Annotated in this window: 15 protein-coding genes; 3 read left to right on the top strand and 12 right to left on the bottom strand. The window is 58.3% G+C overall.

What is annotated here, in order from left to right; genetic code table 11:
* Position 1 precedes the first annotated feature (1 nt).
* From SE92_RS16495 to SE92_RS16475, 5 genes are all read right to left on the bottom strand, one after another.
* Positions 2-883 carry a hypothetical protein gene (locus SE92_RS16495; RefSeq protein ID WP_063196709.1) on the bottom strand — a complete coding sequence of 294 codons (882 nt, stop codon included), beginning with the start codon at positions 881-883 and terminating at the stop codon, positions 2-4.
* 10 nt (positions 884-893) lie between these two features.
* The gene (locus SE92_RS16490) at positions 894-1,235 is read right to left on the bottom strand and encodes a hypothetical protein (protein WP_063196708.1); all 342 of its coding nucleotides are present in this window, start codon (positions 1,233-1,235) and stop codon (positions 894-896) included.
* 152 nt (positions 1,236-1,387) lie between these two features.
* Positions 1,388-1,735, bottom strand: a complete 348-nt coding sequence (locus SE92_RS34700; RefSeq protein WP_084251828.1) for a glycosyltransferase family protein — start codon at positions 1,733-1,735, stop codon at positions 1,388-1,390.
* Positions 1,736-1,839: 104 nt separating this feature from the next.
* On the bottom strand, positions 1,840-2,940 hold the full coding sequence (locus SE92_RS16480; RefSeq protein ID WP_157095503.1) for a Gfo/Idh/MocA family protein: 1,101 nt from the start codon (positions 2,938-2,940) through the stop codon (positions 1,840-1,842).
* Positions 2,941-3,266: 326 nt separating this feature from the next.
* A complete protein-coding gene (locus SE92_RS16475; protein WP_245324614.1) occupies positions 3,267-4,652 on the bottom strand; it encodes an undecaprenyl-phosphate glucose phosphotransferase in 1,386 nt (461 codons plus the stop codon).
* Between the two features lie 432 nt (positions 4,653-5,084).
* Here SE92_RS16475 and SE92_RS16470 point away from each other — a divergent pair, with 432 nt between their 5' ends.
* Complete coding sequence (locus SE92_RS16470) at positions 5,085-6,017, top strand: ABC transporter substrate-binding protein (protein WP_245324613.1); 933 nt, start codon at positions 5,085-5,087, stop codon at positions 6,015-6,017.
* A gap of 684 nt (positions 6,018-6,701) precedes the next feature.
* On the opposite strand, the gene fcl is transcribed toward SE92_RS16470, so the two are convergent.
* The 6 genes from fcl to SE92_RS16435 all read right to left on the bottom strand — a co-directional run bounded on the left by fcl (position 6,702) and on the right by SE92_RS16435 (position 12,340).
* Positions 6,702-7,679: a GDP-L-fucose synthase gene (gene fcl, locus SE92_RS16460; protein ID WP_063196705.1), complete on the bottom strand. Its 978-nt coding sequence runs from the start codon at positions 7,677-7,679 to the stop codon at positions 6,702-6,704.
* Positions 7,660-8,745, bottom strand: coding sequence for a GDP-mannose 4,6-dehydratase (gmd, locus tag SE92_RS16455; RefSeq protein WP_063196704.1), 1,086 nt, complete (start codon positions 8,743-8,745; stop codon positions 7,660-7,662). Before gmd ends, fcl begins: the two co-directional genes overlap by 20 nt.
* Before the next feature lie 198 nt (positions 8,746-8,943).
* Entirely contained in the window at positions 8,944-9,528 is a 585-nt protein-coding gene (locus SE92_RS16450; protein ID WP_245324612.1) for a transglutaminase-like cysteine peptidase, read from the bottom strand.
* 184 nt (positions 9,529-9,712) lie between these two features.
* Positions 9,713-10,339, bottom strand: a complete 627-nt coding sequence (locus tag SE92_RS16445) for a hypothetical protein (protein WP_245324611.1) — start codon at positions 10,337-10,339, stop codon at positions 9,713-9,715.
* The gene (locus SE92_RS16440; protein WP_063196703.1) at positions 10,336-11,517 is read right to left on the bottom strand and encodes an ERF family protein; all 1,182 of its coding nucleotides are present in this window, start codon (positions 11,515-11,517) and stop codon (positions 10,336-10,338) included. Before SE92_RS16440 ends, SE92_RS16445 begins: the two co-directional genes overlap by 4 nt.
* Positions 11,501-12,340, bottom strand: coding sequence for a YqaJ viral recombinase family protein (locus tag SE92_RS16435; protein ID WP_502686796.1), 840 nt, complete (start codon positions 12,338-12,340; stop codon positions 11,501-11,503). Before SE92_RS16435 ends, SE92_RS16440 begins: the two co-directional genes overlap by 17 nt.
* Before the next feature lie 311 nt (positions 12,341-12,651).
* Between SE92_RS16435 and SE92_RS35880 the strand changes: the two genes are divergently transcribed.
* Positions 12,652-13,071 (top strand): hypothetical protein, encoded by a 420-nt coding sequence (locus SE92_RS35880; RefSeq protein WP_157095502.1) that lies wholly within the window; start codon positions 12,652-12,654, stop codon positions 13,069-13,071.
* Positions 13,072-13,156: 85 nt separating this feature from the next.
* Here SE92_RS35880 and SE92_RS16430 read toward each other — a convergent pair whose 3' ends face one another.
* A complete protein-coding gene (locus SE92_RS16430; protein WP_063196702.1) occupies positions 13,157-13,375 on the bottom strand; it encodes a hypothetical protein in 219 nt (72 codons plus the stop codon).
* 457 nt (positions 13,376-13,832) lie between these two features.
* Here SE92_RS16430 and SE92_RS16425 point away from each other — a divergent pair.
* A partial coding sequence (locus tag SE92_RS16425) for an ABC transporter transmembrane domain-containing protein (protein WP_245324610.1) occupies positions 13,833-14,709 on the top strand: 877 nt, incomplete at its 3' end.

Genomic DNA, 14,709 nt, shown 5'->3' with positions numbered 1-14,709 from the left:
CTCAAGCCAGCATGGCCTGCCTGCCTTCGTCAAACTGTCTGATGAGCGCTACTGTATTTTCTATATTTGTACGACTCGAAGCGCCGAATAAGATTGAACTGACGTAAGGTTCTCTTGTTACCCATTCGATGGCTTCTCGGGGACGAATTCCACCTGATGCTAGCACCGACATGGCGATTACCCTGCTCGGATATCTTTTGGTGGCCTCACGATATCCTTCGATGCCGCCGCACATTCGAAATGCAATCTTATTTACGTTTGCACAAACTATTGGATTCTCTACTCCGGCGACCTTCAAAAGCGGCAACAGCTTCGGCAAATTCATGGTAATGAAGCCTGGCTCGGCGCCATATCTTTCACGCACGTGATGAGCGAAGATCCCAAAGGCATCCACAAATCCAAGACCCTGGACGAGATCAGTCACAACGTTCTGCAAAAAGATGACCGGCGTTTCGAGGCCCTCGAACATTTTCATTTCCGAGTCTACAAGCAGAGTTATGAGGCCCTCAATGTCTTTTCCTAAAACCGCTTTGGATCCGCGCACCATAACGTCAATCAGTCCTTCCTTGGGCAAGAACTTGCGCATGGCATCGAAGTAGCCAAGTTCGGTAACGGCATTCGCGTATTTGTGCGCATAGGGCATTCCCGGATAGAACCGAAAGCCCTGCCACATCGAGGGCCTGGCTCTCACATCGTCAGCAATTTGCCCAATTAGATCATGCGTAGTGCACATAAAACCGCCAACACCGCACTGAAGCGCGGCTTGAAGCACGTCTACTATTGCATCAGTCTGTTGGAACCGCAGCGCTTGCTGCCGCGCCTTTTCTTCAGAAAGATGATTGATGCCGAAGAACTGGTTATCGCCGAAAAGAATACGTTCCATGTTTCCGATCCTAAAAGCGTGGGCGAGCGGCCTCGAGCCAACAGCTAATGCTTCGCAGCAGTTCAGGTGACGCTTGGTTGGAAATGGCAGTGCCAGATTCGAGGGGGGCGACAATCAATCGGCTCATCTCACGATGTAGGGCCAGCACATCGTCAACGATCAACAACCCTTTGGTATTGCGGAAGCGCGCTGCGGTATGAAGCTGATGGTCGGTCGTGTGCTCGCCGAGAGAATGTAGACGGGGCAGGAGAAGCATCTGCTTGCGCTCTTCCAGTGCTTGCAGAATTGACCCCATCCCAACATGCGCCACAAAGAGAGTGCAGTCGCGCATTCGTGCACGATACTCGGTCATTGGCATTATTCTTGCGAAAGGAGCATTTCGAGGTTCGTACTCTCCCTCGCCAATTTGGATGAACACTGGTTCACTCGGATTGTCGTGGGCCCACTCATCCACCGCACGAACGAATCTATCGAAGGGGAGCATCGATCCAACAGACGCAAAGATCACAGAACCGCTCCCCAGTACTGAACGTCCTCCTGCTCCGCTACCTCAGGCCATTGAGCTAACGTGCAGTGCGCAATCTTGCGAGCAAGCCTTCCGGATGAAGACAACTCCGCCGCCTGAGCGATGCTATCAATCCATAGTGTCTTTGCGCCGATCATTCGGCCGAGCAGAATGAAACAAAGCATCGGAGCTGATCCGGTTGTCACAATCGCATTCGGTCGTTCGCGAAGCGTAATCCAAATCGCGCGCAGTGCCACCTTTAGAAATGCTAGCTTGTCAAACCTAGATGCGTCCGGAACAGTGTAGTAACGTGCTGCTGGTACGATTGAGGCGTAGTTTTCAAACATCGATACGTACGCTACGTCCCAGCCATCGAACGCACTTTTGAGCCGCAGGAGTTCTATCCAATGTCCTCCTCCGGAAGCGACCGCAAGCAGACGTGCTGGCCTCTTCACAGCTGGCGGCCCATGATTCGGCCGACAAGGCGCGCGGCGGGACTCGGCTTGGCTGATGGTGTGCCGGTGCCGCCGTGTTTCGCGGTAGCGGCAGCGCGAATTATTTCAATCGTGACGTCAGTAGCGAGCGAGGTCTCAAAGCTGTTACCATGTTGGCCATTTGGCTTCGTGATGGCCCGGCCGAATGCCTCGAGCTGCGCTGTGTACTCTTCTCCGCGAAGATAGAACGCGACAGGCTCTGTAAGCTCTGTGATGTATTTCACCGTCCAGCCAATTCGGTAGCCTTCTGGTATGGGAGCCCCACCAGTCAAGAAGACTTGGAGTTCCTGGCGGTCGGCATAGATCTTTCCTCCATCTCCCCAAATGGAGATGCGTGTGGTCATCTTTCGGACTGAAGCGTCAGACCAATTGACTGATAGCTGTGCTGTCACGTCGTCGGGAAATGCTAGGGTCGCGTAGACTTCGTCGTCAACTTCCGTAGAGAAGCCGCTCCTTAGAATCGAACTTTGGCAAGCCTCAGGCTGGCCGAAGTACCAATTCAGGAGGTTGAGAGGATGCGCGGCGTAATCATTAAGGCAGCCACCACCTTGGCCTGACTTCCCTCGCCAAGTTGGCTTCGCTGGCCTCAGAACGACCGGCCCGTAAGCTTCTGCAAGTACGTGGCTGACTCGGCCAATGGATCTCGCCGAAATCAGCTTTTTTGCTTCCGCAAAGGTTCCGATGAAGCGGTTATGATAACCTACCTGAGTTATCAGTTTTTTAGATTGGGCAAGTTCGGTCAACTGCTCGCTAACCGAAGAGGAAAGCGTTAAAGGTTTCTCGCAAAACACGTGAAGACCGCGCTCAAGAGCTTTGCGGACCATCATCTCATGCGTCAGAGTTGGCGTCGCAATTACTACCGCTTCAATATTTGGTGCGGCCAGTAGACTATCGTAGTCCGAAAAATATCGAAGACTTCCGTACTTTTGGATCACGCTGCCAACGATTGTCGCGCTGTCGCAAATCCCTACGACGTTGAACTCGGGCAAGGAGTTCAAAATGGCGAGATGAGAAATGCCCATCTTGCCGAGGCCAACGATGCCAACGTTAACTGCCAAAGTAACTCTACCTCTATTGCATAGCGTGCTTCGGAAGATATCGGTTACGTTTTCCGAAATCAATCGAACGTCGAGACGCTTGTGAAGCTTGGTTAGTGCGTACGCGGAGGGCCGTGGCTTCCAAGCCTGAAGGCTTATTGTCTATTGATACGCGGACCGATGTGACGATTTCGGTGCGCCTGGCTGGCCCAAACCCGGTATTCCACCGCAGAGGCGAATAGTCATGCGGATGATATTCCTCGTCTTAAGCTCCTAACAGGAGACAGCGGCGCTGCTGAGACATTTGCTCCAACTGCGCTCTACTCCCTCGTAGTATCGAGACCAATCTAATATGCCTTCGGATCGGAAAATGAGGTTAGTACGGTTCGCAACAGAATGCCTACGTCCAAGAACAGGCTCCAGTTGTTTATGTACCAAAGGTCATGCTCAACTCTCTTTATCATCAATTCGACTGCCTTCGTCTCACCCCGGTAACCATGAACCTGAGCCCAACCGGTGATGCCCGGCTTCACGTGGTGTCGGAATGCGTATTGTCCGATGATCTGCTCGTATTCGGAATTGTGAGCGGCCGCGTGCGGGCGGGGGCCGACCAGCGACATGTCGCCCTTGAGCACATTGAAGAGCTGCGGCAGCTCGTCGATCGAGGTCTTGCGCAGCCATTTGCCGATCGGCGTGACGCGCGGGTCGTTCTTCTGCGCCTGCACGATCGTCGGGCCGTCCTCGAGCACGCGCATGGTGCGGAACTTGAAGATCTTGAACGCGCGCCCACCGAAACCGTGGCGGGTCTGGCGGAAGAACACCGGGCCCTTCGAGCTCAGCTTGATCAGCAGCGCGGTCACCACCATCACCGGCGCGAACACGAACAGCGCCGCGCTGGCGCCGACGAGGTCCAGGATGCGCTTCAAGGCGCGCTCCTTCCAGGACAGCGGCGCGCGGCGTAGCTCGGCGGTCAAGGTGTTGCCGGTATCCTGCAGCGGATAGCGCAGAAAGCGCGCCGTGTTGGGGTCCGGCACCAGATGCACCGGGACGGGCAGGATCTTCAGCACGTCCAGAATGCTCTCGATCGCATGCTGCCGGCTCCAGTTGATCAGCAGGAAGACGTGCTCGATCCGCTCCTCCCGCGCGAACGCGATCAGCTCCTCGAAGCGCACGGCCTGCGACGACAGCAGCAGGGGCGAGGCAAGCTCCTTCGGCGGAATCTCCATCACCCGCATCAGACGATAGCCGTGCTGGCCAAGCTCCTCGACCGCGTTGGACGAAGTGGCAAGGCCGAATTCGGCGATCAGCAGCGCCCGTCCGTTGGCGAAGGCGCCGGTGCGCAGGCCATGCGCGGTCCAGCGCGCAGCTAGCGTCTTCCAGGCGATGAGGGCGGTGAGGCCGACCAGGTAGAACGAGATCGTGGTGCCGCGCGAGAACTCGTCGCTGACCTTCATCGTGAACGCGATCGCCAGCAGTGCCCCGAACAGCCCGGTCCAGGTCGTCAGCGTCATTCGGAACATGCGCGGGAGGTTCGTGATGTTCTTCAGGCGGTAGCCGTGCTGCACCGTCGTCAGCAGCACGAAATTGATCGCCACCAGCACGCTCGCCGCCGCATAGACATCGGTCTTGCCCAGCGTGCCCACGGTGGCGATGTGATAACCCAGCGCGCAACCGATGCCGCTGACCACGACCAGCACCGCATCGACCACCGCCATCGCCCGCTCGACAACCACCGGGCGCATCCAGCTGGACGCAAAACCTTTCGCAGAGGGCGGAGCCTGCTCGACCACGCCAGTTTTCGCCGTAGAATCAACGACAGGCACCGGCCGTGTGGAAAGAATCGTCATCTTACCAAGCCCATCGACGCAAAATTCATTTACCCGAACAAGCCGTGCTATCGGTCAAAATCGCTGTTAGAACAAGGTGAAGGAAAAATTAACCTTACCCCATAAGCTGCATTGTAGCCCATCTCGCCTCGACTGATATGTTAAATTTCGCAACCCGTTAGGAAGTTCTCATTGCCTCGATCCCAGTCTCGGCGACGGACCCGGTCGAGAGGGAAGCGTGCCCTCGCCATTGGCCTTGCTGCCTTGGCCCTGGCCGGAATCGTGCTTCTCCTTCTTCGCCCCGATGGGGCACCCGTGCGAACTCCGACGTCTCCACCTGTGGGCGCGGTCAAGCTCCTGTTGGACGGGCCATACGCGACGCGGTTCGCCGGCGAGCTCTCGGCATCCAGGCAGAACTATTTTTCCTCCCGCATCGAGCTGGCGGCTCAGCCCGACCCTGACTTCGTCCAAACTGTTGCACGTCAACATGCCATCGGCGTGACGAGCGGCCAGAAGTTCCTGCTGGCAACCTGGCGCGGCGTCCCCGTGACGGCGTTCGCTGCAAGCTTCCTCGATACCTCCGTCGCGATCTTCACGCTCGAAAGCTCGGGCTTGCGGCGGCCGGCTGATCTGGTCGGCAAGCGGGTCGGATACCGCAAGGCGAGCGAAGGAGATGTTGTATTCGATGCCATGATGGCGCAGCTCGGACTGCCCCGGAGTCAGATCACCAAGGTGCCCGACCGCGACAGCTTCGAAGCCCTGCGGGGCGGGCAGGTGGATGCCATCATCGCCGCAATCGACGAGCAACCGGAACCCTCCAGTTCGACCTTCACGAAGCTGAATGTCATCAAACCGCAAGACTACGGTATCCATGTTCCTGGCTTGGTCTACTTCGCGAGCAACGCTCTCGTCCATGAACAGCCATCCATGATCGCCGATGTCCTGCAGGGCCTCATTCGGGGATGGCAGTTCACCTACGCGGACTATGCACGGAGCGTGCCCATTCTCGCCGGGGCCGGACCAGCCGCGCTGAACCCTGAGCGGCTGAAATTCGAGCTGCAGCAGCAGCGCCCCCTGGTGCTGCCGACCGGCGGCCGTATCGGCGACTACGACGAAAGCCGCTGGCGCACGCTTAGGGATATCCTTCTCTTTGCCAAGCTCGGCGAGGAGGACGTGCCTCTGGCCCAGACGGTCAACTACCAGTTTCTCCGGGACGTTTACCGAAGATCGCCCGATCTCGCCGCTCCAGGCGCCTGGAGCGAGGAAAAATAGGACCAAGAAGCCACACTTGCGCGCCATATCGTTCCAAAGGCGCCTCGGGGGCCCCTGCATCAGTTGCATTCGCGCCGCTGGCCTTGGTAAAGTTCGGTTCACTATTTGGGCTGGTCGCGGAGTGGCCTTGCGAACCGGTGATGTCGGTCGGCTGGGAACTGACGGGCACGGTCGGGGATCAACTCCGCAGGGGCGAGGAGCTATTTTGGATGCTTAAGACGTTGATGCGAGCGGGCCTTTTGGCCGCAACTGCTACGTTCTGCGCGGCGAGCGGAGCGAATGCCGCGATGCAGATGCCCGCACCGGCCGCCCTGCTCTCGGGCGAAAGCCAGGCAACGCCCGTGACGTTCTGGGCGCAGCCATATCCATATCGCTATGCGCCATGGCGCCGTTGCCCGCTGGTGCGGGTCGAAACGCCCTATGGCTGGTACATGGATCGGGTTTGCGCGCCTGTCGGTCCCGTGTTGCGTCGGGCGTACTGAGCTTGAACTAGCCGGACGGCGGGTGCCGTTTTCAAGGGTCATTCAAGGCAGAGCACGGCAGATGCGGCTGCCTTGCTCGTTTTTGTTTTCATTGTGTGCTGGCCTTTTGTGCGCGCAGCGCAGGTTCACATGAATATCTTTGCGCGGGCTGGGCAGGCTGTTGCGTGGTGAAGATTGTATAAGCTGTTTGGCGGGCTGCATCTCACAGAGATGATTGGACCGCGTGTTTTCCCCCGCCCTCAAGCGATTTCAGGTAACTTTGGTAAGCTAAACTCAGTCCACGCCTGAGCGGCGTAGTCGCCCGCCAGCCGAGCTGGGCAAGGCGGCTGACGTCGAGCAGCTTGCGGGGAGTGCCATCGGGGCGCGAAGCATCGAAGCTGATCGCGCCGCCGTAGCCGACGATGTCGGCTACTATGCGTGCAAATTCCGCGATGTTTATGTCCTCACCGACACCGATGTTGACCAGCTCGGCGCCGGAATAGGTCTTCATCAGGTGCACGCAAGCGTCGGCCATATCATCGACATAGAGAAACTCGCGTCGCGGCATGCCGGTGCCCCACACCACGACGTTTTGTGCACCGGAGACCTTTGCTTGGTGGAAACGGCGGATCAGGGCGGCGACGACGTGGCTCAATTCGGGATGATAATTGTCGCCAGGACCATAGAGGTTGGTCGGCATCACGCTGATGAAATCGCTGCCATACTGGTTGCGATAGGCCTCTACCATCTTAATGCCGGCGATCTTGGCGATGGCATATGGCTCGTTGGTCGGCTCCAGCGGGCCTGTCAGTACGAATTCTTCACGCAGAGGCTGCGGCGCCAATTTCGGATAGATGCAGGAGGAGCCCAGAAACATCAGCTTCTCGGCGCGGTTTTGATGCGCCGCGTGGATCACATTGGCCGCGATGGCGATATTGTCGTAAACGAATTCAGCGCGCTGCGTGTCGTTGGCGACGATTCCGCCGACCTTTGCCGCCGCGAGGAAGATAACTTGCGGTCGCATCTTCGCGAACCAGTTGAACACAGCTGCCTGGTCGCGGAGGTCGACCTCGCTGCGATCTACCGTCAATAGCTCGACGTCCTCTCGCGCCACTCGGCGCACGAGCGCGCTGCCGACCATGCCGCGATGGCCGGCGACGTAAACGCTCTTGCCTTTTAGCTCAAACCGAGCGTCTGCCATGGCCCGCATGCCGCTTCGCGTCGGCTAGATCGCTCGCCATCATCTCCTCGACCAGCTGGGTGAACGTCCGCTTTGGTGTCCAGCCAAGTACTTGGCGCGCCTTGCTGGCATCACCGATTAGGAGATCGACCTCGGTCGGACGAAAATAGGTTGGATCAATCTTCACGAGCGTCTTGCCGGTTCTCTCGTCGACACCGGTCTCCTCCACGCCCTTTCCCCGCCAAATAATGCGGCGGCCGACCTGCCCAAACGAAAGCTCGACCATCTCGCGTACTGAATGCATCTCGCCGGTGGCGAGGACGAAATCGTCGGGATCATCGGCCTGGAGGATCATGTGCATGCCCTCTACATAGTCCCGGGCATGGCCCCAGTCGCGCTTGGCCTCGAGATTTCCGAGATAGAGCGCGTCCTCGAGCCCGACCTCGATGCGGGCAACGCCCCGGGTGATCTTGCGCGTGACGAAGGTTTCGCCGCGGATCGGGCTCTCATGGTTAAAAAGGATGCCGTTGCTGGCGAACATGCCGTAGGCCTCGCGGTAGTTCACTGTGATCCAGTAGCCGTAGAGTTTTGCAACACCGTAAGGCGAGCGCGGATAAAACGGTGTCGTCTCCTTCTGCGGAATTTCCTGCACGAGGCCATAGAGCTCGGAGGTCGATGCTTGATAAAACCGCGTTTCCTTCTCCATGCCTAGGATGCGGATCGCCTCTAACAGGCGCAGCACGCCGATCGCGTCGGCATTGGCGGTGTATTCCGGGCTCTCGAAGCTGACCCCGACATGGCTCTGGGCGGCAAGATTGTAGATCTCAGTCGGTCGGATCTGCTGCACCAGGCGGATCAGGTTGGTGGAGTCCGTCATGTCACCATAGTGCATCAGGAACGGCACGTTCCCGGTATGCGGATCCTGATAAAGATGATCGACCCGCGCGGTGTTGAACGAGGATGAACGTCGCTTGACTCCGTGCACGATGTAGCCAAGCGACAGCAGATACTCGGCTAAATAAGCCCCGTCCTGGCCTGTTACGCCCGTAATGAGAGCGATCCGCTGCTTATGGCGAAGGTCTGTCAAGTTGGCCTCGGAAAGGTTTTGGAGGACCTTCCCCGTTCCTAGGTTTGCCGGGCTCGGGAGCTGCCTCGATGCAGGGTATAGTGAAGTAAAGATAGCCTGGCAATCGAGCTTCAAGGTATTGGCGCTATTTAGTTTTCTTTGCCTCGTCGCATGCCGGCGGTCTTCACAAAATCAATTGAAATCGAGCGCAGCCCATCGCTAAAAAGCCGCGACTTCCCTTGTCCACCTTTTGGGATCTGCCCCTGATTCCGCGCGCACGATGGTGAATCGGTCCAACGCATCGACGAGCGGTGTAACCACCGGGCTCAGATTATCGAGTACGAGGACCGCTTTTTGCTCGCGCACGAGCAAGACGAGGTGGTGCTCTCCGGTTGCTCGGATGAGGACCTCTGCGAGGAGGAGCGCCGAGCTCGGCCAACCAGATCTTAGCAGGAGATGGCGTTTGGTGACAGCATAGTCGCCGCAATTGCCTTCGTGGGGGAATATCTGCCACTCTGAATCACGTCGGCTTGCGGCCGACTCCTTTGGCGCTATGCCCAAATTCACCGTTGAATTGATCTGGGCGAGTTCTCGCCAACGCTGGATCGATGAGCGGAAGTCTCGGATCCTGCGATCGTCGTGGCGTTGGCAGTCTTCAGGATATTGAATGCAGAATTGCGAGAACGACAGCGGTGGCGTCACCGCTTGGGGTTCGTAGCTTGAATAAGCGGGCTGGCCGCAAACGCAATACATTACGGCCAGCATGCGGACCGCATGTCTGATCATCGAAAGTTCGCCTGACATCTCTGATTGCTAGACGAAGTATATTGCGATGCGGTGGAAGCGCTATGACAATTGTGGGGCAATCCATGCTCAATTTTGGAGCAGAGCGCGGTTGACGGAGCTGAAGGCGACCACGACGCAGTTGTGGCCGTCAATTTCTACCAAGCGAATGCTCCGTGATTTGTCTCTGGACGTGCTGGCCTCTTCAGCAAGAACTCGCCAAGTTTACGCGGCGTTGCGGACCTCCTTGGCACCGCTCACCATTGCCAAGATCTGTCGTTTGTGAGCGTTGAAGATTCCTCATCTCCTTCAGCAACATCAATCGTCTAAGCTGCGCTCCGTTCAGGAGTGATTCAAACAGCGTGAGGATCTCGCGCGCCTGAACATAGACCTCCATGCTGATGGCGTGTTGATCGAAGCCGTACGATTGGAGACGGGCCTCGATGTCGAGCGCCGCAGAAGTATCCAGTTGCCAATCAAGAGCATTACCAATGGTGTAGACTTCGGCTATATCCTGGAAGTCGGGGGCGATGCCTGCGAGATCGACGCGGCGAAGCGTCATTTCAATCGCCTTTTGGCGATAGGTGCTCAACAGCCTATGCCGCAGAACCCGGTAACGTTGGATCTCCCAAGAGAGTTCTGCGATGTCAATAGCTAGCAGCCACTCGATGGCGGACTGGGGATCGAGGTCGCGGAAGATGACTGCCTGAATTGCCTGATAGTGGTCGATGCTCTCTCCGGGGAGAAGTTGCGGCGGCGGACACAGCGCCTCAAACTGAGTTGGCAAGACGCTGGTCAACTGCGGTTGACGAAGGTTAAGAGGACCATTCATTGACCTTGCGCCTCCGACAGCCGACGCGATAACGGCGCAGCAACTGTTTCGCCGTTCAACAGAGGGACGGGGCTCGCATCCCAAAGCTCCTTCGCGATCGGCAGCGGCGAAATTTGTAGATTGGTCCACCACGCCCGCTCGTTTCCGTGCCGATGCAGGGATTGGTGATGGGATCGGCAAAGCGGGACGGTAAACTCGTCACTGACTTTTCGGCCCAAGGTGCGCGGTTGAGCAAACTTCAGGTGATGCGCGTCAGCGGGAGTCTTCTGGCAAACCAGACAACCTTGGCTGCGAATAAAGGCGAGGTGGTCTTTGCTTCGCCTGCGAGGCGGTTCTTTCGGGAAGGCGAGTCCGATCTGCTTCCCGGAAGAGGCGTTGGCGCGGGCGGGAACGTCGCTGGCTGTCTGCGGAGAACGGTCCTCCGGTAGGAGCTGTTCGACCGCCAGCAGGGCTTGCTTATCCGCTACATCGAGATCAGGAAGGGCGGCTTCCTCGAACCTCTTCTGGTAGGCGGCCTCAAGAATGCGGGCATCCGCCTCCAGAAGAGTGTTCTTGAGCGGGAGGCTGATCTTGGCCCAGGCGAGCAGGTCCTCGCCGTCCTCCTGCAACGCAAGCTCACCCAAGAGGCGATCCAATAGCTCAGCCGAGCGGTCAGGCGGAAGTATAGGAGAGCGGTTTAGGACACCTTTGGCCGGCTTGCCTTTTGGTCCTGGTGCGATCTGTGGTTCGGCAGCGGCGGTAGGGCCTGTCATGAGATCCGGGGCGTCCACATCGTCCTCGCCCGCAATACCGACCAAAGCAAACAGCGCATAGCGGCGGGCGTAAGTCAGCGCCGCCCCCATCCGGTGCGGCGCCTCCACTTCCTTGGATGCGCAGACCGGAAGGTCCGAGGAAATCCACTCCCCTGAAGCGTGGGCGAGCAGGGTGGTAAGATGAATCTGGCCGGTCGGCCGCTCGACCCGTGTGGTCTGGATCGTGGCGATCTCCTGCTGGCTCAGCGTCCTGCGCACGATGTCAAGGCCGCTCGCGAGGGAGGCGTAGCGGAACGTCCGATCCTCCTCCCGCGGGAAGGGCGACCTGATGACGGCGGTCAGGGTTTTCTCGGGGTTCATCAGTTCGGCCTGGGCCCGAGCGAGGGCGGCTGCGATGGTCCCGATGCGCTCACTGGACTGATGCACGGGATTCCTCCGTCGGCTGGGCTTCGAAACTGACCGCCCCGGACTTGGAGCGTTTGGCCTTGATGCCATGGCCCGCCGCTTCCTTGGCGTCCTCCGGCATCAGCTTTTTCAGGTCAGCCTTGGCCGTTTCGTGCTCACCATGTGCCGCTCGGGTTCGAAGGTAAGTAGCCGCCAACTCCGCCCATTGGTTGGAGGTGGACATGTCGACAACCCTGACCGCTTCCAGTCGGGGGCGCGGCGTCTCAATGTTGAACAGCATTGGCGGCTCGCCGTTCTGGACGCAGCGCCAAAATTTCTTCTCGGCCGTCAGGAGGAGATGCTGGTACAGCGGGTCGGCGTGGATCTTGATCTCGACCCATTTGCCGCCACCGGTGATGATCGAGAGAACGGCCGTGCGCGATGCGGTCACCCACATGCTATGCTGTAGTTGCGCCATATGCTTCTCGGCTGCAGCTTCTTCCGTGAAGGCCCAGGGCAACATGAACTTGGCTTCGAAAACCGCGCCGGTCTGCTCGACGGTCCCATCCAGCGTTGCGGCCATCCATTTGTGGATGGGATGGCGAACACGCTTCTGGATGTCTTTGACGGTGTGACCGCTTGTGCGTTGATACCAGGCGCGATTCAAGACTTCGGTCACGGTGCCGAGCTGGACAATGAGATTGTCCGAGAGATCCTGCGGCTCGGCTTCGCCGCGCTTTTCGCGCCAAAGTCGGATCAGGCTCTCTTGGTCATCGCCCATGATGATGCGGGCATCCGAGCCGCCGATGAAATGCCGCCGGTGGTTTGGGTTGAACCTGACGATGTGATGCTGTGGCTCGGTCAGCCCGTCACTCTGTACGCTACGCACTTGTATCTCCTGCTTCAAGAACAGCGGCGCTCTTCGCCGCACTGCGTGAAGCCCCGCGTCCGCGAGGTGAGATACCGGCGCCGCCATCGCGCCCGGCCGACTCAGTAACGCTCCAATTGCAGGTGAATGCCAGTCCTTTCTGCAGCAATCATGTTGCTCATATCGCCATGAATTGGTGGCAACCGTTCGCCCAAGCTACCCCCATCCCAAAGTAACAAATCGAAGCCAAATGTGGTGGGGGCTGGACAGCCTTGAATTTTGAGCGAGATGGAGCAAGGAGTGCGGGATTGCGCAAGCTAGTGAACAGCTCCATGACCTCAGAGCGGAAGATCGAAGCGAACCGTCAGAATGCCAAGCGAAGCACTGGGCCCAAGACCGAAGTCGGAAAGACAAAGTCGAGCGGCAATGCCCGTAAACACGGGCTGTCGCGTCGGTGTGTAGAGGAAGGGGCTGTATCCAGCCCACTAGTTCGCTCCGCAATCACCGAGGGATTTGAACAGCAACGAAACTTATTAGACGTGGATGATCTTGTCCGTACCAACCGGCGTCTCGGCCGCATCAGACAAGCGCGCCTCGATCTTCTCGTTGCATTGCTGGAATGCCCGAGCCCGAAGCTTGCCAAACGCCTTGCCGGGCTGGAACGCTATGAGAGGCCGGCCCGAGCCGCGCAACGGCGTTTCCTGAGGCGTTGGCTGAAGCCGGGATGAGAAGGGAATAGGTGCTGCGCCAGGAGTTGCAGCTTCTTCAGCGCTTGCCGACTTTCATGTTCGCAGACGTGAGGCTTTAGTCTTGTCAATCCTGCATTCGAGCAAGGAGTGTGGCGGCATCATGAAGCCGCCCAGCTTCATAGATCAGTTGCTCGATATCCATGGAGACCCTAACTGCCTCGGCTACCCCGCCGGCCTCTGCGCAGGCCTGTGCCGCCCTGGCGATCTGTTCAGCCGCCTTCAGCTTGGTATGGATTTCCGCGAGGCACGCCTTGATGGCTGGTTCGATGATTTCCGTTTCCATGGCTTGTCGGACTCCGCTGGCAGATTCGAACCATCGGATGCACGCTCCGCTAGGCGCAGAAGTCCAGCGAATTCGGAGCAACTTTGCGGCTCTTCGTCAGCCTATCGGAGCACATTGTGAAGCGGAGGCAGCCGCGCACTTTTTGCGTGTCCGCATCTTGCGGAGAATCGATCCGCTTCTGATCGGCCGTCGCGGCCTAAAAGGAATATCCTAGCACCAGTTCTATCGTGAGCCGCGTTGCCTTTCTTTGAACCCTGAAACTCTTTGAGCGCTTTTAGGCGTCGTGCTTTTTCGATTTTGAGGGCACCCGCCAATTTGAAGGATGGTGCTTACACGCAGTCGCCATTACCAACTTTTGTTGAACTTCAGTCACAACCTGTGCGAGATTTCATTTTGCTTCTCAGAAACAAACATGCAATACAAAAGGTGACGAGGGGAAGTAGGGACAGGGGCGACTTTGGAGGCCGTACGTCAGGACACGGGGCTGCAGTGCCTTGCGCTGCTGTTGCGATTTCATCAGGTCGCAGTCGACCCCACACAGATCGCACATCAGTTCGGCGGCTCCGCGTTTGGCGTTCAGGAAATGCTTCGCTGTGCCAAGCAGCTCAAGCTCAAAGCGAGGGCGGTTCGCGAAGGCTGGTCTAGCCTTCCCAAGCTCTCTTTGCCCGCAATCATCGAACGGCGTGACGGCAGCTTCGCGATCCTCGGCAAGGTCGGCACGGACGACGTTCTCATTCACGATCCCGTGGTCAATCGTCCGCAGGTGGTCAAGCGGGCCGAGTTCGAGGAAAGTTGGACCGGCCGCCTCGTGCTGATGACGCGCCGCGCCTCGCTGTCCGATCTCGCGCGCCGTTTCGACATCACCTGGTTCCTCCAGGCCATGCACAAATACCGCCGGCTGCTCGGCGAAGTGTTGGTCGCGTCGTTCTTCCTGCAATTGTTTGCATTGGTGACGCCGCTGTTCTTCCAGGTCGTGACCGACAAGGTGCTGGCACATCGCGGCTACACCACGCTCGACGTGCTGGTGTTCGGCCTGATCGTCGTCTCGATCTTCGAGACCGTCCTCGGCGCGCTCCGGACCTATGTCTTCTCCCACACCACCAACCGGATCGACGTCGAGCTCGGCGCGAGGCTGTTCCGTCACTTGATCGCGCTGCCGATTGCCTATTTCGAGGCGCGGCGGGCAGGTGACTCCGTTGCGCGGGTGCGCGAACTCGAGAACATCAGGAACTTCCTCACCAGCTCTGCGCTGACGCTGGTGATCGATCTCGGTTTCACCTTTGTGTTCCTCGCGGTGATGTTCTACTACTCGCTGTTCCTGACCTGGATCGTGG

The sequence above is a fragment of the Bradyrhizobium sp. AT1 genome (genome assembly GCF_001590795.1).
Taxonomy (GTDB): Bacteria; Pseudomonadota; Alphaproteobacteria; order Rhizobiales; family Xanthobacteraceae; genus Bradyrhizobium.
Note: the sequence above shows the minus strand (reverse complement) of the source record. Positions and strands in the feature narration are given on the sequence as shown.

Coding starts and splice junctions, on each gene's coding strand:
- SE92_RS16490 (WP_063196708.1), bottom strand. CDS start 1,235: ATGACCGAGTATCGTGCACGAATGCGCGACTGCACTCTCTTTGTGGCG.
- SE92_RS16445 (WP_245324611.1), bottom strand. CDS start 10,339: ATGAATGGTCCTCTTAACCTTCGTCAACCGCAGTTGACCAGCGTCTTG.
- SE92_RS16450 (WP_245324612.1), bottom strand. CDS start 9,528: ATGTCAGGCGAACTTTCGATGATCAGACATGCGGTCCGCATGCTGGCC.
- SE92_RS16495 (WP_063196709.1), bottom strand. CDS start 883: ATGGAACGTATTCTTTTCGGCGATAACCAGTTCTTCGGCATCAATCAT.
- SE92_RS34700 (WP_084251828.1), bottom strand. CDS start 1,735: ATGTTTGAAAACTACGCCTCAATCGTACCAGCAGCACGTTACTACACT.
- fcl (WP_063196705.1), bottom strand. CDS start 7,679: ATGGCAGACGCTCGGTTTGAGCTAAAAGGCAAGAGCGTTTACGTCGCC.
- SE92_RS16430 (WP_063196702.1), bottom strand. CDS start 13,375: ATGGAAACGGAAATCATCGAACCAGCCATCAAGGCGTGCCTCGCGGAA.